This window comes from Sphingobium sp. WCS2017Hpa-17 (assembly GCF_031843765.1).
Lineage (GTDB): Bacteria > Pseudomonadota > Alphaproteobacteria > Sphingomonadales > Sphingomonadaceae > Sphingobium.
Window position 1 is genome coordinate 29,430 of sequence record NZ_JAVTIV010000004.1, and the last position, 20,211, is coordinate 49,640.

15 protein-coding genes are annotated in these 20,211 nt (G+C 64.5%); 3 read left to right on the plus strand and 12 right to left on the minus strand.

From position 1 onward, the window contains the following. Window positions 1-61 precede the first annotated feature (61 nt). The 8 genes from RQH62_RS08840 to RQH62_RS08875 form a co-directional block, all read right to left on the minus strand. Window positions 62-2,302: a TonB-dependent receptor gene (locus tag RQH62_RS08840; RefSeq protein ID WP_311268400.1), complete on the minus strand. Its 2,241-nt coding sequence runs from the start codon at window positions 2,300-2,302 to the stop codon at window positions 62-64. A 57-nt stretch (window positions 2,303-2,359) separates the two neighbouring features. After that, window positions 2,360-4,030: an amidohydrolase family protein gene (locus RQH62_RS08845; RefSeq protein WP_311268401.1), complete on the minus strand. Its 1,671-nt coding sequence runs from the start codon at window positions 4,028-4,030 to the stop codon at window positions 2,360-2,362. Further along, window positions 4,027-4,641 carry an FMN-binding negative transcriptional regulator gene (locus tag RQH62_RS08850; RefSeq protein WP_311268402.1) on the minus strand — a complete coding sequence of 205 codons (615 nt, stop codon included), beginning with the start codon at window positions 4,639-4,641 and terminating at the stop codon, window positions 4,027-4,029. Before RQH62_RS08850 ends, RQH62_RS08845 begins: the two co-directional genes overlap by 4 nt. A 74-nt stretch (window positions 4,642-4,715) precedes the next feature. Beyond that, window positions 4,716-6,191 carry a PLP-dependent aminotransferase family protein gene (locus RQH62_RS08855; RefSeq protein WP_311268403.1) on the minus strand — a complete coding sequence of 492 codons (1,476 nt, stop codon included), beginning with the start codon at window positions 6,189-6,191 and terminating at the stop codon, window positions 4,716-4,718. 105 nt (window positions 6,192-6,296) lie between these two features. Then, window positions 6,297-7,007, minus strand: coding sequence for an SDR family oxidoreductase (locus RQH62_RS08860; RefSeq protein WP_311268404.1), 711 nt, complete (start codon window positions 7,005-7,007; stop codon window positions 6,297-6,299). Window positions 7,008-7,011: 4 nt separating this feature from the next. Then, window positions 7,012-8,220 carry a membrane dipeptidase gene (locus tag RQH62_RS08865; protein ID WP_311268405.1) on the minus strand — a complete coding sequence of 403 codons (1,209 nt, stop codon included), beginning with the start codon at window positions 8,218-8,220 and terminating at the stop codon, window positions 7,012-7,014. Between the two features lie 117 nt (window positions 8,221-8,337). Then, window positions 8,338-8,784, minus strand: coding sequence for an Lrp/AsnC family transcriptional regulator (locus RQH62_RS08870; RefSeq protein ID WP_311268589.1), 447 nt, complete (start codon window positions 8,782-8,784; stop codon window positions 8,338-8,340). After that, window positions 8,784-10,706, minus strand: a complete 1,923-nt coding sequence (locus RQH62_RS08875) for an isoaspartyl peptidase/L-asparaginase (protein ID WP_311268406.1) — start codon at window positions 10,704-10,706, stop codon at window positions 8,784-8,786. The genes RQH62_RS08870 and RQH62_RS08875 overlap by 1 nt, the downstream gene beginning before the upstream one ends. A 168-nt stretch (window positions 10,707-10,874) precedes the next feature. Here RQH62_RS08875 and RQH62_RS08880 point away from each other — a divergent pair, with 168 nt between their 5' ends. The 3 genes from RQH62_RS08880 (at window position 10,875) to RQH62_RS08890 (ending at window position 15,575) form a co-directional block, all read left to right on the plus strand. After that, complete coding sequence (locus RQH62_RS08880; RefSeq protein ID WP_311268407.1) at window positions 10,875-13,667, plus strand: TonB-dependent receptor domain-containing protein; 2,793 nt, start codon at window positions 10,875-10,877, stop codon at window positions 13,665-13,667. A 189-nt stretch (window positions 13,668-13,856) separates the two neighbouring features. Continuing rightward, window positions 13,857-14,774: a serine O-acetyltransferase EpsC gene (epsC, locus tag RQH62_RS08885; RefSeq protein ID WP_311268408.1), complete on the plus strand. Its 918-nt coding sequence runs from the start codon at window positions 13,857-13,859 to the stop codon at window positions 14,772-14,774. 168 nt (window positions 14,775-14,942) lie between these two features. Next, window positions 14,943-15,575 (plus strand): DedA family protein, encoded by a 633-nt coding sequence (locus RQH62_RS08890; RefSeq protein ID WP_311268409.1) that lies wholly within the window; start codon window positions 14,943-14,945, stop codon window positions 15,573-15,575. Here the strand turns inward: RQH62_RS08890 and yaaA are convergent. From yaaA to RQH62_RS08910, 4 genes are all read right to left on the minus strand, one after another. Next, window positions 15,572-16,324 carry a peroxide stress protein YaaA gene (gene yaaA, locus RQH62_RS08895; RefSeq protein ID WP_311268410.1) on the minus strand — a complete coding sequence of 251 codons (753 nt, stop codon included), beginning with the start codon at window positions 16,322-16,324 and terminating at the stop codon, window positions 15,572-15,574. The two genes, RQH62_RS08890 and yaaA, sit on opposite strands and share 4 nt — an antisense overlap. Before the next feature lie 67 nt (window positions 16,325-16,391). Next, window positions 16,392-17,189 (minus strand): thioesterase family protein, encoded by a 798-nt coding sequence (locus RQH62_RS08900; protein WP_311268411.1) that lies wholly within the window; start codon window positions 17,187-17,189, stop codon window positions 16,392-16,394. After that, window positions 17,179-18,810 carry an AMP-binding protein gene (locus RQH62_RS08905; protein WP_311268412.1) on the minus strand — a complete coding sequence of 544 codons (1,632 nt, stop codon included), beginning with the start codon at window positions 18,808-18,810 and terminating at the stop codon, window positions 17,179-17,181. The genes RQH62_RS08900 and RQH62_RS08905 overlap by 11 nt, the downstream gene beginning before the upstream one ends. Next, window positions 18,807-20,210 carry an aldehyde dehydrogenase family protein gene (locus RQH62_RS08910; protein WP_311268413.1) on the minus strand — a complete coding sequence of 468 codons (1,404 nt, stop codon included), beginning with the start codon at window positions 20,208-20,210 and terminating at the stop codon, window positions 18,807-18,809. Before RQH62_RS08910 ends, RQH62_RS08905 begins: the two co-directional genes overlap by 4 nt. Between the last annotated feature and the right edge of the window lies 1 nt (window position 20,211).

Sequence of the window (20,211 nt, forward strand, 5' to 3'; positions counted from 1 at the left end):
GGACAGACAGAAGAAGGGACCGCCCGCCGATTGGCAAGCAGTCCCGTCTCCTTTTCGACTATTACAGGCCCCAGTCGAAGCGCAGGCCGATGGTGCGCGGACGGATGATCGATCCCTGCGGCACGAAGGCGTCGTTGGCGAAGGGCGCGTTCAGCACGCCATATTTGTCGAACACATTGTTCGCGAAGGCCATCAACCGGACCTTTTCGCCCACACCCACCGACGCACGCAGATCGAAGACGTTGAAGTCGCCGCGCCGCGACACGTCATCGAAGCTGGTCGGCGCCGACGACAGATAGCGATGCGCGACGTCGAAGGTCGGCGCGCCGGAGACATCCGCGAAGGTCAGGGTCAGATTGTTCGAGATCGACCATTTGGACGAACCCGGCAATGTGGTACCCTTGGGATAGCCCCCCAGCCCGGCCGCATCGAAGGGATAAGGCAGGAAGGTGGTGATCTTCGCGTCCTGCCAGGTCACGTTGCTGCTGAAGCGGACCATGCGGTTGACGTTGACCGTGCCGGAAAATTCGACACCCTTGATCCGCGCGCCACCAGCGTTGACGACATAGGAGAAGTAGGACGGCGCCGGGCCGAACAGACGGGCCTGGATATTGTCCCAGTCGATCTGGAAACCAGTGAGGTCGATGGCGAAGCGGCCGTCGGGGGTCTGCGCCTTGATGCCCGCTTCGTAATTCTTGACCTTGTCGCTTTCATAGGCCTGCGGGATGCTGGGCAGCAGGCCGGCATTGGGGTTGATGCCGCCGACGCGGAAGCCTTCCGAATAGGTGGCATAGGCCATCAGATTCTTGGACGGGCGATAGGCGAGCGTCACCTTGGGGGTGAAGCCGTCTTCCTTCTGGTTCACGCTGCCGCTGCTGTCGGTCGGCGTGTAGCCGCCGGGATAGCCGCCCAGCGCACCGGCCTGATTGAGGACGTCAGCCTTGGCCGTGGTGTCGAAATAGCGGCCGCCCACGGTGATTTCGAACTGTTCGATCGGCTTGAAGGAGAGTTCGCCGAAGATGCCAAAATCCTCGTTCGTGCTGGTCGTGTAATAGCCGTAGAGGCGGTCACCCGGCGTCAACTGCGCGCCGCTATAGCCGCCGAACAGGTCGGGATTGGCGTCGATGAAGGCGCCCGCGCCCGACTGGAAGATCTGATCGTAGCTGTTCTTCTTCGCCTGCATATAGCTGATGCCGACCAGCCATTTGAACGGCCCTTCGCCCGCTGAGGCTAGGCGTGCTTCCACGGTCTTGATCAGCGCATCGGCGTCGCCCACCGAATAGGCTGCGCCGTCGCCGGTGGTGACGCCGGTGACATAGGCATAGGGGTAGGAGAAGACGGTCGTATTGTTCTTCTTCGTGATCGATCCCAGCACGGTCAGGTTAGCGATGTCGCCGATTTCCTGATCGAGGCGCAGGCTGCTCATCCAGAAATCGGTCTTCTGGGTTTCAGCGCGCGGCAGGTCGCGAATGTAGGGGTTTTTCAGGTCGAGATAGGTCTGATCGTCCAGCTTGCTGTCCTGATAGCTCGACAGGAAGGTGACCTTGGTGGTTTCGCCCAGATGAGCAACGATCGAGCCGCGCAGGCCACGGCTGCGGAAGTCGTTGGAGCCGTTCACGCCGATGCCGGGATTGTCGAGATAGCCGGCGTCCGAGCGCTGCATGGCGACGAGGCGCAGGGCCAGTTGGTCCTGTACCAGCGGCACGTTGATCATCGCCTTGGCGGCATAGTTGAGTTCGCCGCTGGCATTCTTGGTCGTGCCGATCAGACCGGAGGCAGCGGCGTCGATCTTCGACGCATCGGCGACATTGGCGACATAATTGACGAGACCGCCCAGCGTGGACGAACCGAACAGCGTGCCCTGCGGGCCACGCAGCACTTCGACGCGCTGGAGATCGAACGTGTCGACGTCGGGGATGCCGATCGGGAAGCCCGGTTCCACGATGGGCACTTCGTTCAGATAATAGCCGACCGTGGTCTGGCCCTGCTCATGATAAGTGGTGGCGGCGACGCCGCGGATCACGACTTCGGAAATGCCGGGCTGATAATCGTTGAAGACGACGCCGGGTAGGCGCGTGATATAATCGGACAGGCTGTTGGCGTTCATCGCCTTCAACTGATCGCCGGTCACGGCGCTGATCGACAGGGCGACTTGGCGGATATCTTCATCGCGCTTCCCAGCGGTGACGATGATGGTGTCACTGTCTTCGGCGGGCGCCTGCGCCATTGCCGGGGCACTCAACAGGGTCGCGGCCGCCAGTGCGGCAAGGCTGACCGACTTCACATGCGTAATCGTCTTCATGTCTTTCCCCTTATGTTGGGAAGGCCGCCGTGTTCGGTCGACCTTCCGAAATTCACCTCATGCGCTGAATCGTTCCATACCGTTGACGATGGTACGGAGAATCTTGGTGTTGCCGGTCTTTGCCGGGTCGATGGCGAACAGATTGGCGTCCATGACCACGAAGTCGGCCAGCATCCCCGGCGCGATCTGGCCGAGACGGTCGTCCTGGAAGCCGGCAAAGGCGTTGGTCGCGGTGTAGGAGTGCAGCGCCTGCGCCATGGTCAGCTTCTGATCAGGCAGCCAGCCGCCCGGATTGGCGCCGTCGATGGTCTGGCGCAGCACGGCGGCGGCTACGCCGGTCAGCGGATCGAGCGGGGCGACGGGCCAGTCCGATCCGAAGGCGACCTTTGCCCCGGCATCGAGCAGCGACCTGAAGGCATAGGTGCCCTTCAGCCGTTCCGCGCCGACGCGCTGGATCGCCCAGCGGCCATCGTCGATCGCGTGATAGGGCTGCATCGAGGCAATGACCTGCTGTTTGGCGAAGCGCGGGATCGCGCTCGGCGCCAGATGCTGGGCATGTTCGATGCGGAAGCGGCGATCGCGGGCGCCATTCTTCGCGACGGCGGCGGCGAAGATATCCAGCGCCTCGTCATTCGCCTTGTCACCGATGGCGTGGATGGTGATCTGAAGCCCCGCCGCGTCGGCGTCATTGGTCCATTGCTGGACGTCGGCTTGTCTGTGGATCGGCATGCCCCTGTTGCCGGGTGCATCGTCATAGGGCTGGTAGAACATGGCGGTGCGCGATCCCAGCGATCCGTCATATTGCAGTTTCAGCCCGCCCCAGCGGACCCAGTCGTCGCCGCGTCCTTCGTCATCGACCAGCGCCTTGACCTTCGCCCAGTCCTGCAACGGCAGGAAGGAATAGAAGCGCATGTCCGTCTCGCCCTTGGCACGCAGCCGGCGCAGCGCGTCATGGGTCATCCAGTCCAGTTCGGTGGTGTGGACCTGGGTCACGCCCTTGGATAGGCCATGGGCGATGCCCTTGCGCACGGCCGCCTCCCGATCGGCTTCGGTAGGCGCAGGAATGGCGCGCTTGACCAGATCCATCGCCGCGTCCTTGAGGATACCGGTGGGATTGCCATCCTTGTCACGGACGATGACGCCACCGGGAACGTCCGGCGTGTTGCGGTCGATGCCGGCGGCCTTGAGTGCCGCGCTGTTGAGCGCCAGCATGTGCAGGTCGAGCCGCTGCACTGCGACCGGGATGTCGGGTGTCACCGGGTCCATCCAGCTGCGGTCGGGCAGTTCACCGCCCCATAGTTCCGCGTCCCAGCTGCCGCCCTGCACCCATTGGCCGGGCTTCAACTGGCGGGCCGCTTCGCCGACGACGCGAGCGAATTCCTGCGGGCTTTTCGCCTCGCGCAGATTGGGTTGGGTGAGGAGGTCGGAGCCGATCAGGAAATGGGTGTGGCAGTCGATGAAGCCGGGCATGACGAAGGCGCCAGCCAAGTCGATCACGCGGGTTGCCTTCGTCGTGTACGCCTTGACCGCTGCGGCGCCCAGCGCCGCGATCCGGCCGCCGGCGATGCCGATGGCGGAAAGGGTCGGCGCGCCCTGCCCGGTCCAGACCAGCGCATTGACATAGGCGCTGTCGAGCGCCTGTCCTTTCGCCCAGCCCCGTGCCGACACCAGCGCCAGCACGACGCCCCCCGCGCCCCCGGCCAGCAGATCGCGACGGCTGATGCTCATGCCTGTGTCTCCTCTTCAAGGCGGTCTTCATTGTAGAGCCGCATCCAGTCGCGCAGCGGCCCGCGATCCATATTGCCGACGATCTGATTGATGCCGGTGCGCGATTCGTCGCGGCCCAGCTTGAAGCGGCCGTCGATGCTGCGGACATGGGCGCGGAAGGCGATGATGTGCGGCAGCATGGCAGGCAGCCGGTCTTCGGCGTCGCTGACCTGCCATGGCGCGGCGCGGCCCTGTTCCATGCGATCGGTCAGTCGCTCGATCGATTCACGGGTTTCTTCGGGCACGAATGAGACAACGACTTGGACAGTTGCAGCGGCGTAATTCCAGGTCGGCACCCATATAGGATTAGCCTGATACTCTGGCGAAATATAACCCTGCGGACCATTAACCAGAACCAGTGCTTCGGGCTGTTCGCGCAGCAGGGCGACCTGCGGATTGGACATAGCCATATGGCCGAACAGCGCGACCAGCGCGCCATCGGCATCACATTCGGCCAACAGCGGCAACGGGCTGGCGCCGAAGCCGGATGCGCCGGCCGATACCAGCCAGCAGAGCGGGTACTGGTCGATCAAGGCGATCACGTCGTCCGGGGTGCGCGGCGGATATTTCATGCTGGTCACAATGAGTCGCACTGGACCCGTCAGAAACATCCAACTCTACAAAGTGGAGGGGTCCAAGTGGATTTTTATGGCGCCGTGCAATCGTGCAACGCCGCAAGCACGACACGCGCTTCCGCTTCGTCCAGGCTGGCGAAGCCGAGGCGCAGGCCGCGTTCGGCGCTGTCGTCGGCGGCATAGCTGTGGGAGGAGGCGAAGCTGAGGCCCAGATCGGGCGCGCGCGCCTCGATCCGGTCGAGCGCGGCGGGATCGCGAAAGCGCAGCCAGAAGGCAAGACCGCCATCGGGGATGCGATAGTCGATCAGGTCGCCTAGTGTAGCGTCCAGGCTGCGGGCGAAGGCATCGCGCCGGGCAGCGTAGATTTGCGCAGTCTTGCGGATGTGGCGGCGCACCTCCCCGCTTTCCAGCAGATGGGCGGCGACCCCTTCGGTAATGCTGTTGCCCATGCCGTCGATCATCGAAATCTGATAGGCGAGCGCGTCGATCATCCGAGGGGCGGCAGCGATATAGCCGATGCGCAGCGCCGGCACGAGCAGCTTTGACAGGGAGCCGGCATAGATGACCCGCGCCGGCGCATAGCTGGCCATCGGCAGCAGCGGCTTTGCGCCGAAATGAAATTCATGGTCATAATCATCCTCGATGATCGCGAAGGCGAATTGCCGCGCCAGTTCCAGCAGGCGCAGGCGCCGGTCGGGGCGCATCGAGACGGTGGTAGGGAATTGATGATGCGGGGTGACGAAGATCGCGCGCACGCGATGCTTGCGACAGGCGCGCTCCACATCGGCGACGTCGACGCCATCCTCGTCCAGCCCGACGGTGACGATCTTTGCCCCGCAAGCGCGGAAGGTGGCGACGGCGGGTTCGTAAGTGAGCCGTTCCACCAGCACGGCATCGCCCGGCCGGATCAGGACGCGCGCAGTCAGGAAGACGCCCATCTGGCTGCCGCGTGTGATGCAGATATGGTCGGCGCCGACCATCAGGCCGCGCTGGCGCCGCAGCATGTCGGCAATCTCGCGCCGCAGATGCGGCGATCCGCGCGGGTCGCGATAGGACAGGCTGTTGGTGCGGGCGGCATCCTCCGCCGCCTTGCGGTAGGCGCGCGGGAGCAGGTCGGCCGGCAGCAGGCGCGAGTCCGACACGCCTTCATCCAGCTTGCGCCAATGGCCGACGGGAATGGCGATCGGCCGGTCGGGCGCGGCGAGGAAGGGATATTCGGTCTCGTCCGCCGCGATGGCGGGCGCGGCAGCAAGGTGGACGGCATCGGCCGCTTCGCTGCGCGGCAGGGAGGTCGACACCCGCGTGCCGCGCGTGCCCGCACTCGCCAGCCAGCCCTGGGCGATCAACTCCTCATAGGCGGTGACGATAGTCTTGCGATTGACGTCCAGCGCGTCGGCAAGATCGCGGCTGCTGGGCAGATATTCGCCCGGCAGCAGGCGCCCACGCTCAATCTCATGGATCAGGCCATGAGCGATCTGCATGTAGCGCGGGCTGTCCGGCGCGATTTCGACACGTTCCTTCAGCAGAAGGGTCCAAGGGCGCAACATCGGCCGCATCATGCCGGGAGCGCGTGTAAAAATCCACAGGTCTGAGAGTCTTTTGCTTTCCGTATTTTGCAAGCCGTCGTCTGTGCCTGCTGACTGCAAAATGCTCTAGCGAAAGCTGTAGCCGCCATCGCAAAAGAGGGTGGACCCGGTCATATTGCCATTGTCGAGCAGGAACAGCGCCGCATGGGCCTGTTCGTCGACATGGGCGGGCCGCTGCACCAGCGTGAGGCGGCGCCAATGGTCATAGGCCCCTTCGCGCTGATCGGCCGGACGGGCGCGCCACAGGTCGCTGTCGGTGGTGCCGGGCGACAGGCAGTTGACCCGGATCGGCGCGAGTTCGATCGCAAGGCCGCGCGCCAGTCCTTCGAGCGCCGCGTTACAGGCCGCATAGGCGGGCGCGCCGATCGGCCGGGCCGAGGCCGCGCCGGACATCAGCACCACCGAGGCACTGGGCAGGAGATGCGGAAGCGCTTCGAAGACCGTCCAATATTGGCCCCAGAATTTCGCCTGAAACAGGGCCTCGCTGGTGTCCAGATCGCCGTCGCGAAAGTCGCCGGTGCGGTAACTGGCGGCCGGTGTGAACAGGCCGGACAGCGCCGGACCGGCCGCAAAGAAGGCGGCGAGCGATGCCCGGTCGCCCGTGTCGACGACCTGACCGGAGGCGCGGCCGCCCAGAGTGGCCAGTGCGGCGGCCAGCCGATCCGGCGACCGGCCGCCGATCCGCACGGTATCGCCACGCGCCACCAGGATGCGGGCCAGCGCAAGGCCGATGCCCGATGTACCGCCGACGATGGCATAGCTGGCCGTCTGACTCATTGCGTCAGCTCCGGTTCGCGCGGGCCTGCGCCTCGCCCCAGACGCGCAGGACATTGCCGCTCCACAATTTTGCGATGGCGGTGGCGTCATAGCCATGGCGCACCAGTTCTTCGGTCACGGCGCGCGCCTGCCCTTCATCCTGCCAGCCGTCGATGCCGCCGCCATGGTTGAAGTCGCTCGACAGGGCGACATGGTCGATGCCGATCCGCCGGACCGCATGATCCACCGCATCGACCAGATCCTTGACGCTGGCCAGCGGTTCGGTGGCGCGCAGTTCATGATAGCGGCGGTCATAGTCCTTCGCCTTGTCTGCCGGCAGCACCGGCTTGGCGTCGCCGGTCAGGCCATATTCGCGTTGCAGGGCAACGATCTTTTCAGCGAAGGCCGGATCGCGCGGGCGCAAATAGGCGCTGAAGGCATTGATCGCGACCACGCCGCCCTTTGCTTTCAGCGCGTCCAGTTGCGCGTCGGTCAGGTTGCGGCCATTGTCCACCAGCGCGCGCAGATCCGAATGGCTGGCGATCACCGGCGCGGTGCTGAGCGCCAGTACATCGGCAAAGGCCGCGTCGCTGAGTTGCGAGACATCGACCAATATTCCCGTCGCGTTCAATCGTGCCAGCACTGTCTTGCCTGTGTCGGACAGGCCGCCGCTTCGTGAAGGCCCCTCCCCCCGGACCAGCGCCGGGCGTGAACTGTCGGCCAGCTTATTATGCCCGGCATGGACGAAGCCGAAGATGCGCACGCCGCGCGCTGCCCAAACATCGACATCGGCTGGGCCAGCGACGAAGGCGCCGCCATTGACGATGCCCTCCACGATCGCGAACTTGCCCGCTGCCGTGATGCGCCGATAGTCGGCGGGCGTCAGGGCGATTTCCGCCCGCGCCGGGAAGGCTTTGGCGATGCCGGCGATCGCGGCATATTTGCGATCGGCTACTTGTTTCGCCTGGGCAAATGCCTCTGCCGTATCGGCATCCTGTGGTGCAAAAATGGCGAGCGCGGCGCCGCGCAATCCCCCGGCGTAAGCCAGCGACAGGTCGAACTGGCCCTGCCCATGGGCATCGGCCTTTGCCGGGTCGAACCCGTCCTTGAGATCGACATGAGCATCGAAGGGCAGTGCGGCGGCATGGATGGCGGCCACATCCTCCGCCGCATGCGCCGACTGGGTGGCGGCCAGCATCAGTCCGACGCAGAGTCCGAGAGCAAGAGGCTTCATCGCAATATCCCGCTGTTGTTTTCGATGCAGCGGATATTCCCGACGCAGGCGCGCCTGTCCTATGATTGCGAGCCGGGCATCTATTGAAAATAAGCGGGGGTGGTCGTTACAGCGATGCTAACGCTCCAGCTTCGTCGCCAGCAGCACCAAAGTCGTCGTCTTTTCGATGCCGTCCAACTGGCCGATATCGTCGATGATGTCGTTGAGTTCGGCGCCGCCTTCCGCCTCCAGCACGGCGATGATGTCATATTCGCCGCTGATGGCATGGACGGCCTGAACATGGCCGATGCCGACAAGGGCGCTTTCCACGTCGCGGCGATGGCGGGGCAGCGTCTTGATCATCATATGGGCGCGCATGCGGCTGGCGGAAAACTCGGTGCCGAGGCGGATGGTGTAGCCCGCGACGATGCCTTCCTCCTCCAGCCGGGCGATGCGCGAGTAGAGATGGCCGCGCGAAACGCCCAGTTCCTTGGCAAGCTGGGCGATCGGCTGGCGCGAATCCTGCCGCAGCAGCGTCAGCAGCCGCTCGTCCACTTCGTCAAGGCGCTGGCCGCCATGGGGCATCACGGGGCCATGGCTTCATCCGCAAACATCGCGGTTTGTGGTTCGGTATCTGCCGACAGGCGACCACGATACATGCCAAGGTCGTTGATGGCGAAGGCGGGGACGCCATCGACGCCCATGGCGATCAGGCCGCCATCGCCACCGATCGCGCCGACCGCGTCTATGGTCGATTGCGCCGCATCGGCGATCGTCTGGCCATGCCAGGCGACCCGGTCGCACAATTGGCGCGCGGCGCTTTCGCGGATGAAATATTCGCCCGATCCGGTGGCGGAGACGGCGCACTGGCCATTTTTCGCATAGGTGCCGGCGCCGATGATCGGGGAATCGCCGACCCGGCCCCAGCGCTTGCCGGTCATGCCGCCGGTCGATGTCGCCGCCGCCAGATTGCCCTGCTGGTCCAGCGCCACCGCGCCGACGGTGCCGAACAAATGGGTGCGATCGACCGCCGCCGCCTGCTTCCTGCGCCAGGCGAGCAGTTGCTGCCAGCGCTCCTCCGTCCTGAAATAAGCGGGGTCGACCTGCTCCAGGCCCTGTTCGACCGAAAAGCGGTCGGCGCCCGGCCCGGCCAGCATGACATGGCGGCTCTTGTCCATCACGGCGCGGGCCAGATCGACCGGGTGGCGGGTACGGGTGACGCCGGCGACCGCGCCGGCCTTGAGCGTGGCGCCGTCCATGATCGCGGCGTCCAGTTCGTTGCGCCCCTCCGCCGTGAAGACCGCGCCGCGTCCTGCGTTGAAGAGCGGATTATCCTCCAGCACGCGCACGGCCGCTTCGACCGCGTCGAGCGAGGTCCCGCCCTTGTCGAGGACGGCGCCACCGGCGCGGAGTGCAGAGTCCAGGCCAGCGCGATAGGCCTTTTCCTTTTCGGGCGTGAAGCTGCTGCGCTGGATGACGCCCGCGCCGCCGTGGATGGCGAGCGACCAGCGGGGCGGTTGTGCCACCTTGCCGCCCTGCGCGCTGTAGATGCGTTCGAACAGGGGCCGGTCGACTGTGCCCTGCGGCAGATGCAGAACCGAGTTGGCGCCGATGCCCGTCACCTTGATGCGGGCGACATTGAGCGGCCCCTTGGGATCAAGGCCGCGCAGGCTGCTGCCGTCGACCAGCCAGGCGCTGCCCTCCGGATCGGTGGCGTAGATGTGGCTGCTACCGTCCGGCTCGACCGCCAGCGCGGCACTTTCATCGACGCCAAGGCCCAGCATGGCGGGCTGGTCGGCCGGGCGACCGGCCTGCGCCTTCGCCACGAAGGCGAAGAGGCGGCCGAGGCGATCGCGTTCCTTGAAATGGGTGTCGGTGACGATGCCCTTGAGCAGCGCGAGATGCAGGAAATCGCCCTCGATCGTGTTGGCGGGACCGAAGGGGGCGGCCAGCGCTTCCGGGCTGGTGATGCTGCCATCGTCCATCGCGCCGTAGAGCTTCTCGCCCAGCATGGCGAGACCGGCGCTGGTCCCGGCGATCGGCTTGCCCGCCGCGACATGGGCGTCGAGCAATTCGGCGACCGGCGTGCCCTTCCAGAAGCGGACATAGCGGGCCTGATCGCCGCCGGCGATGAAGATGCCGTCGGCGCGTTTAAGGCTGGCGAGGATCTTGGGATCGGTGGCGGCGGCGCGGTTGGTGAAGACGAAGGTTTCGGCGGACTGGATGCCGCCAATTTCGCGCATGAACTCCTCGCCGATCTGCCCTTCCTGCGAGGCGCGCAGGATGACGATATGGCCATGGCCCGCCTTGGCGAAGAACCATTGCATGGCGTCGTGATTGCGATCGCCCCCGCCCATCAGCAGCAGTCCGCCCGACACCGGATCGGGCGTGGGCGTGGTCAGCTTGCCAAGGCTATAATGACGATAGGCGGCTTCCTTCGCCTGCGCTGTCATCATGGTGGTCGCCAAGGCGGCGAACGCGATCAAGGCCTTCAGCCTGCGCCGCATATCAATCTCCTTCACTCGATATGCGCATTTTCATGTCACATATTGTCCACAGCGCAAAACAATATGTTCCTGATAGCGATCAGTCTGATTGAAACGGAAAGCCATTTCTGTTGTAATATGCAGAAATATGGGGACATGCGGCATTTAGGGCCGCGAACAGGGGGTTATATGCGGTTGTCGGGAACGATACGTCTGGCGCTGGGGCTGGGATGCAGCCTGCCGGCGCTGGTCGGCGGGGCGATGGCGCAGACAGCCGCTGAGCCAAGTGGCGAGAGCGAGATCATCGTCACCGGATCGCGCATTCCCCGCGCCGCGCAGGAAGGGCCTGCGCCGGTCACGACCATCACCGCCGACACGATCCGCGCCAATGGCTATACCAGCGTGCCCGACATATTGCGCGCCGTGACGCAGAATGGCGGCGAGACGCAAAGCCAGCAAAGCTTCAGCGGCGCCAGCTTCACGCCGGGCGCGCAGCAGGTCGACCTGCGCGGGCTTGGCCCCAATCATACGCTGGTGCTGGTCAATGGCCGCCGCATCGCCGACTTCCCCCTGCCCTTCAACGGCCGCAGCAACTTCACCGACGTATCCAACATTCCGCTGGGCCTGATCGAGCAGGTGGAAGTGCTGAGCGGCAGCGCGTCGGCCATTTACGGGTCGGACGCAATCGCGGGCGTCATCAACTTCAAGCTGAAGGACAAGGTCGACGGTACGACGATCGACTATCGCCATGGCCGTACCGAACATGGCGGCGGCGCGTCGCACCGCATCACTGCGACGACCGGCTGGTCGAACGATCGCTTCCATATCGTCGCGGGCGCGGAATATCTGCTGCAAAAGCCGCTCTGGGCCTATCAGCGCAAGATTCAGGATAGTACGGCGGACAATCCCGATACTGCCGTGCCGCTCGCCCGTCGCACCTTCCTGCGCTACAATCCCGATGCGGACGAGTATGTCGATCCGGGCGCGGCGACCTGTGGTGCGCTGTCTTACCTGAATGGCGGATCGACCTATTATGCCTCGCGCCCGCGCTATGGCGCCTACGACGATGCGCTGGAAGATTATGGTCCCGGCTATTTTTGCGGCAGCAATACGTCGATCGGATACGGCACGGTCATTTCCCGGCGCGAGGGGCTCAACAGTTTCGCGTCCGCCGGCTATGAGCTGTCCGACGCGGCGCAGCTGTTCGTGGACGCGCAGTTCGGCATCAGCAAGGTGGCGCTGATGTCCGACGTGCTGAACTGGGGCTATCAGAACGCGTCAGGCAGCAGCGACACGACCTTCTACAATAGTTTCGACGGACAGCTGGACGATTGGTATCGCCAGTTCACGCCGGAGGAATCGGGCGGCTTTAGCAATGTCATGACCCGCAACCGGCAGCAGACCTTCAGCATCACGCCGGGGATCAAGGGCAGCTTCGCCGACAAATGGTCCTATGAACTGTCCTACAATCACAGCGAATATAAAGCGAAGGTCAAATTCCCGCAGATCATCGCGGCGAAGGCCAATGCGCTGTTCCTGGGCGAGCAGCAGGGCGTGGACGAGGGTAGCGGCTATCCCATCTTCAACGCCGATCCGGCCCGGCTCTACACGCCGCTGACCAAGGCGGAATATGACAGCATCGCGGTCTATAGCGTCTATAATCCCAAGAGCTGGACCGACAATCTGTCCGCCACGCTGACCAGCACCGAATTGTTCAGCCTGCCGGCCGGGCCGGTCGGCTTTGCTGCGGTCGGGGAAATCGGCAAGCAGGGTTATGACCTTAACCCCGATCCGCTGGCGCTGACCGACTATTATTATGGGCTGAAGGACAGCGCGGGCAAGGGCAAGCGCAGCCATTGGGCGCTGGGCGGCGAATTGCGCGTGCCGGTGACCAGCTTCCTGCAATTGTCGGGCGCGGCGCGCTTCGACCATTTCCGCTTTGCCGGCAATGGCATCGGCAAATTCACCTATAATGCGGGCGCCGAATTGCGGCCGACCAGCACATTGCTGCTGCGCGCCGCTTATGGCACCAGCTTCCGCGCGCCCGATCTCCATTATGTCTTTACCGGGCCGGGCAATACCCATCCGTCGGCCACCGATTATTATAGCTGCCGCGTCGAGGAACCGGACGAGGATCTGGGCGATTGCAGCTATGCCGGCGAAGGCATCGTCGCCCAGAGGAACGGCAATCGCGCATTGAAGCCGGAAACGGCCAAGTCGCTCAACGCCGGCATCGTCTGGTCGCCATCACGCCATTTCGACGTGTCGGTCGATTATTTCCGCGTGTCGCTGTCCAATCAGGTGCAGGATCTGGATATCGACACGCTGCTGCGCGACGAGGCGGACTGCCGGATCGGCACGACCATGGGCGGCGCAGCGGTCGATATCAATTCGCCCACCTGTCAGGACGCGCTGGCTCGCGTCCATCGCTTCGCCAGTGGCGTGAATGAAGGCTATCTGGACTCCGTGTCGATCAACCCGATCAACATCGCGCATGAAAAGACCAGCGGCATCGACATTGCGGTGCATGGCAGCGTGCCGACCAGCTTCGGTGAGTTCAGCCTGTCGGTGGCACATACCCATGTGTTCGACCACAAGTTCCGCCAATATCCAGGCGACGCGTCGATCAACAAGCTGGCGGCGACCAGCGGCTATTATATCCCGCGCGACAAGAGCACGGCCAGCATCACCTGGGCGGTCGAGGGGCTGAAATGGACGCTGGAAGGGCGGCGTCTGGGCAAGCTGCCCAATTATGACGAGGACGCCTATATCAAGGCCAGTTACCTGTTCAACACGACCGTGCAATATGATTTCACCGATCATCTGCGCGGGTCGCTGTCGGTCACCAACCTGCTCGACCGCAAGCCGGTGAAAGATCCGAGCTATTCGGCCTATCCCTATTATGACATCAGCTGGTTCGACAGCGTCGGGCGCAGCATGTTCATGCAGCTGACCTACAAGCTGGGCGGATCAGCGCTGTAAAATAGTGGACGCCCCATCCCCTGCCCAACGACCGGGCGGGGGATAGGTTTTTCTGCATCTTTACAACCTGTTTGAAACCCCAGCTTTCGGCGCGGAAAAGAAAGCTGAATTTCACTACTGAATGAGTAGATATATGGCCGTCGCCAACATTTCCGGCTGACTTTGGCCGATCACCATTCAGGATATGGCATGACCCTTTCTCCCGATCCGCTGCTGTCCCAGGAGGGCATCCAGTTTCCCCAGCAGATCGACCTGGTGGTCGAGGGCCTGCATCAGGCGCGGCTGGACTGGCGTGCCGGCCATGCGCGCCATGCGGAACAGGGCGTCTATTTCCCGTCGCGCCAGTCGCTCAAGCGCATTGCCAACGAGTTGATGATCGCGCTGTTTCCGCTGCGCTTCGGCCCGCCGGAACTGACCGCGCAGAATGAGAATAATTATGTCGCGGCCTCGCTGGAATCGACCCTGTCGCAACTGGCGGCGCAGATCAGGCTGGAGCGCGGCTATGATGCGCCGGGCAGCGACCAGACCGCGATCGCGCTGGACGTCGAGCGAGCGATCGGCCTCTTCGCCGCGCGCCTGCCTGATCTGCGCCGCCTGCTCGATACCGATGTCGAGGCCGGCTATGCCGCCGATCCCGCCGCGCGCAGCGTGGACGAGGTGCTGCTGGCCTATCCGTCGCTGACCGCCGTGATTCATCATCGCATCGCCCATCTTCTCTATCGGCTGGGCGCGCCGCTGGTCGGACGGGTGATCGCCGAGATCGCGCATGAACGCACCGGCATCGACATTCATCCCGGCGCGACCATCGGCAGCCATTTCTTCATCGACCATGGCACCGGCGTCGTGATCGGCGAAACGGCGATCATCGGTGACCGGGTGCGACTGTATCAGGGCGTCACGCTGGGCGGCGATCCCGATGTCGACGGCCGGCATGACGTGCCGCGCCATCCGATCGTCGGCGACGATGTCGTCATCCATGCCAATGCCAGCATCATCGGCCGGGTGACGATCGGCGCGGGCGCGCGGGTTGGTGGCAATGTCTGGCTGCGTCAGGATGTGCCGGCCGGCGGCATCGTCGAAGCGCCGGCCCCGATAATTCGCACCTGACGCGATGAAGGCTGGTCAGCATCACATCCGATCCTTATCGTGGCCGGGATGAAGGCGTTCATTGCCGGTCGCGCCAGGGATAGGGTAGCGGGTCGGGGATGGGTTTTCGTTAACCAAAGGCTCATCCAAACCGGCTAAGCTGACCATCCCTTCATCGATCGATCGCGCATGTCCGACCCATCCGACCTCCTCCTCGACACCTTGTCCCGCTATGCCGGGTGGAGCGGCCCGATCATCGGCCTGCTGGCCTTTTTCGAATCATTGGTATTGATCGGCCTGTTCGTGCCCGCCATCGCCACGATGATCGCGGTCGGCGGACTGATCGGCGCCGGGGTGCTTGATCCTGCCCCTGTATTCGCCTGCGCGATCGTCGGCGCCATATTGGGCGATTGGGTTTCCTATGCGCTGGGTCGGCGGATCGGCCCAGCCATCTATCGCCATCGCTGGTTGAAGGGCCAGCAACTGGCCTTTGCGCGGGCCCGGCTGTTCTTTCGTCGCTATGGCTTCCTGTCGGTGCTCATCGGGCGGTTCCTGGGGCCGGTCCGTTCCACCGTGCCGGTCGTCGCCGGCGTGGTGAAGATGCCCCCGCGCCTGTTCCAGACCGCCAATATCCTGTCCGCCCTGCTGTGGGCGCCGGCTCTGCTGCTGCCGGGCTATTTCGCCGGTGGCAAGCTGGCGCAGTTCGATTTGCAGGCCGAGCATCTGATGCTGATCGCGGTCGGCCTGTGCGTCGTGCCGATGCTGCTGGGCTGGATCGCCCTGCGCATCGCGAGCAAGCCGCGCCGCGTGCGCACGGTTTAGGATCTGGTAAAGCGCCAGCGATTATCGTCGCTTTCCGCCGCATCGAAACGATAGCCGTCACTGTCGAAGCCGCGCATCGCATCAATATCCGTGACATGATGCTCGCACATCCAGCGCGCCATCATGCCGCGCGCCCGCTTGGCATTGAAGCTGATGAAGCGCGGGCCGTTCGGGCCCGGCTCGCGAAAATCGACGTCGATGATGCGGGTGCCGGCCAGCTTGCCCTCGACTGCTGCATAATATTCCTGGCTGGCAAGATTCAGGATCGTGCCTGATCCTTCCTCCGCCAGTTGCGCGCGCAGCAGAGCTGCGATCCGGTCCCCCCACCAGTCGGTCAGGCGCTTCTGGCGTGGCGCCCAGCGCGTGCCCATTTCCAGCCGATAGGGGCGGATGGCGTCGAGCGGACGCAGCAGGCCATAGAGGCCCGAGAGCATGCGGACATGATCTTGCGCGAAGGCGACGCCGGCATCATCCAGCGTATGCGCTTCAAAGCCGGTATAGACATCGCCGGCGAAGGCGAAGAGCGCCGGCCGATCGGGCAGGTCGGCAAAGTCACGGAAACGCTCGGCATTGAGTTTCGCCAGCTTGGGCGAGATGTGCATCAACTCCGCCAGCTTCTTCTGCGTCAGGTTCGCGGCCGATCGGGCGAGGCTGCCTGCTTCCTCCGCGAAATGCGGGGTGGTCGGAGTGAAGGACGGCAGCACGCTTTCAAAATCAAGCGTCTTGGCGGGGGACAGGAGGACGATCATGGCACTGCCGGTAGCGGCGGCGGACGGTGGCGTCAAACGGGTCGCCCGCTGCCGTCCGCAATCGGCGTCAGGGTCTGGGGCGCATCGTCAGCGACTGGGAGACGGTGGCGAAGGGGCCGTCACCATCGTGCAGGATGCTGTGGGTGATGCCGAGGCCGGTCGTGCCGCCGGATACGGACACATCGAAGCCCAGCCAGTCGCCCGCTGGCTGTCGAAAAAGATGGGCGGTAAGATCAAGATTGGGGAAGGCCGCGTCCTTTGGCGAGGCCAACGGGGCAAGCCCGTTGGCGATGTCGGCCAGTCCCATCAGCCGTGCGGTCGGCGACACTATTTCGCCCTCCAGCAAGGCGAAGGGCGAACGAACCCAGCAGCGGGCACGCCCCTGCCCTTCTTCTTCCCGCCGCGCCTGTACGCTGGCGATGAAGCCGCCGTCCCACAAGGCGGATGGATCGCCGGCGGGCAGGGCTTCGGGCGGTGGCAATGGAGGAAAGTTGACGGCCGCGAGGGTCCTACTGTCATAGGCCTGGGTTAGCCAGGCGCGCAGGACGATGGCGATGCGGCTGCCATGGCTGAGGCGCGCCTCCACCAGTTCGATCGTCCGGCCGGGGCGCAGCACGGCGACCTCGATCTCGACCGCGTCCATCGGGATGACGCCCCATATGTCATAGGACAGGCGGGCGAGCTGCAAGCGGTCGGTACGGCGTGCGGCATGATCCGCCTCCACCGCATGGACCAGCAGGCCGATCGCTGGCGCGACATGCTGTTCCGCGACATTCCAGGCACCACCGACATGCGCCGTGGGCATGAAACGGCCGTCGTCCATCCGCAGGAAATAGGCCTGCGCGCCGCTCTCTTCAGACCCCAATGCCCAGTTCCCGTTCCATGATCGCCCGCATTTCGAACTTCTGCGCCTTTCCTGTCACCGTCATTTCGAACCGGTCCACGATACGCACATAGCGGGGGATTTTGAAATGGGCGATCTGTCCTTGGCAATGGTCCAGCACATCCTGTTCCGACAGGATGGCGTCCGCCTTGGGGATGATCCAGGTGCAGACAGCCTCACCGAACTTGTCGTCGGCGACGCCGAACACCTGCGCGTCGGCAATGGCGGGGTGGCGGAGCAGATATTCCTCGATCTCACGCGGATAGATATTCTCCCCGCCACGGATGATCATGTCCTTGATCCGGCCGGTGATGCGGACATAGCCGCGCGCGTCCATCGTCGCCAGATCGCCCGAGTGCATCCAGCCATCGGCGTCGATCGCGTCAGCCGTGCGGTCTGGATCATTCCAGTAGCCGAGCATCACAGCATAGCCACGCGAACAATATTCGCCCTGCTGGCCGATGGGCAGGATCGCGCCATCGGGGCCGACCACCTTCGCTTCCGCATGGGGATGGACGCGGCCGACCGTGCTCACCCTCTCCTCCAGCGGATCGTCGGTCGCGGTCTGGGTAGTGAGCGGGCTGGTTTCGGTCATGCCATAGCCGATGGTAATCTGGCGCAGGTTCAGCCGGTCCATTACCTGCCGCATCACCGTTTCCGGGCAGGGCGACCCCGCCATGATGCCGGTGCGCAGGGTCGATATGGCAAAGGCGTCGAGGTCCGGCCGGTTCAAGATGGTGATGAACATGGTCGGCACGCCGTGCAGCATGGTGCAGCCTTCCGCCTGCACCGTGTCCAGCACCAGCCGGGGATCATAAGCTTCCCCCGGATAGACCATCGCCGCGCCGCTGGTCAGCGCCGCCATATTGCCCAGCACCATGCCGAAACAATGATAGAGCGGCACGGGGATGCAGAGCCGGTCGGCGGCGGTCAGGCGCATCGTGCGGGCCGAGAAATAGCCATTGTTGAGCACATTGCGGTGGGTCAGCGTCGCGCCCTTGGGCTGGCCGGTGGTGCCGCTGGTGAACTGGATGTTGATCGCGTCGTTGCGGTCGAGTGTCGCCTCGATCGCGGTCAGGCGGTCGGGATCGGCCTGCGCCAGCAGGTCGGACCAGTTCAGGCAGCCGTCATGCCGTTCATTACCCAGCACGACCACATGGCGCAGCGCGGGCAGCCGGTCCGGCCCGATTTCCCGCAGCATGGCGACATAGTCGCTGCTCTTGAAGCGCGGCGCCGTGACCAGCAGGCTGCATCCGACCTTGTTCAGGGCATAATCGACCTCGCTGGTGCGATAGGCCGGGTTGATGTTGACGAGGATGGCGCCGATCCGCGCCGTGGCGAACTGGACCACCGTCCATTCGGCGCAATTGGGCGCCCAGATACCGACCCGATCGCCCTTGCCGACGCCAAGGTGCAGCAGGCCGGTGGCGACGGAGTCCACCTGCGCCAGCAACTGCGCCCAGGTCCAGCGGATGGACTGGTGTCGCGACACCAGCGCCAGTCCGTCGCCATGATCCGTGACGATGTCCAGCAGCGCCTGACCAATAGTGGTTTCCAGCAACGGGACGTCGGTGGCGCCCCGTGCGATCGACAATGCGCTCATCGTTTGATGTTGATGACTTGCAACTGGCTATATTCGGCAAGCCCTTCTTCCGCCTGTTCGACGCCAAGGCCGCTTTGCTTGAAGCCGGCCATGGGAATATGCGGGCCGATGGCGATATGCTGGTTGACCCAGACCTGCCCGCTTTCGATCCGCGCGGCGATGGCGGCGGCGCGATCGACATCGGCGGACCAGACCGAGCCGCCCAGCCCATAGTCGGATGCATTGGCGCGCGCGATCACATCCTCCACATCGTCGAATTTGATGAGGGGCAGGATCGGGCCGAATTGCTCTTCATCGACGATCTTCATGCCATCGGTGACGTCGCGCACGATGGTCGGTGCGATGAAATAGCCGGCGCGTTCCATCGCCTGCCCGCCCGCGACAATCGTACCGTCGGCCCGTGCGGCGTCGAGGAAGCCCTTCACCTTCTCATATTGGGCGGCGTTCTGGATCGGGCCGATCTGCGTTCCCTGTTCCAGCCCGTCGCCGACGATGGCAGCTTGCGCCAGTTCCGCCAGTTCGGCGCACATGGCGTCGTAAATGTCGGCATGGATATAGGCGCGCTTGACCGCGAGGCAGACCTGCCCGGCGTTGAGGAAGGCGTTGCCGAAAATCGCCTTCGCCGTTTCGCGCACGTCGACATCCTCCAGCACGATCGCCGGGTCGTTGCCGCCCAGTTCCAGCGTCACGCGCTTCAGCCCGTCGGCGCTGCCGGCGGCAATGCGCTTGCCGGTCGCGGTGGACCCGGTGAAGCCGATCTTGGCAACATCGGGATGGGCGGTCAGTTGCGGGCCAAGGTCGTTGGCGTCGGTGATGATGTTGACGACGCCCGCCGGGAAGATGTCGCGGCAGAGCGCGCCCAGCGCCAGTGCCGTGACCGGCGTGGTGGGCGCGGGCTTCAGCACGATAGCGTTACCCGCCAGCACCGCCGGTCCGATCTTCCAGCAGGCGACCAGCAGCGGGAAGTTCCAGGCGATGATGCCGACGACGACGCCCAGCGGCCGGTGCTTGACCGCGATATAGCCGGCGTCATCGTCCTGAATGATCCGGTCGGGCAGGTCCAGCGTGGCATAATGGCGCAGGAAGCCTTCGGTCCAGGCGACCTCCCCCTGCGCTTCGGGCAGCGGCTTGCCCTGCTCCAGCGTCAGCAGCCGGGCAAGGTCGTGGGCATTGGCGGCGATGGCGTCGGCCAATGCCACCAGCTTGCCCTGCCGGTCGGCATAAGGCACGGCCGCCCAGCCGGGCTGGCCCGCCTTGGCGGCGGCGATCGCCTGATCCGCCTGTTCGGGCGAGGCACGCGCCACGGTGACGAAGGGCGCGCCGGTCGCGGGATTGACGACCTCCATCTGGAGGTCGCCATCGACCAGATCGCCGCCGATCAGCAGCTTATAGTCAGCCATC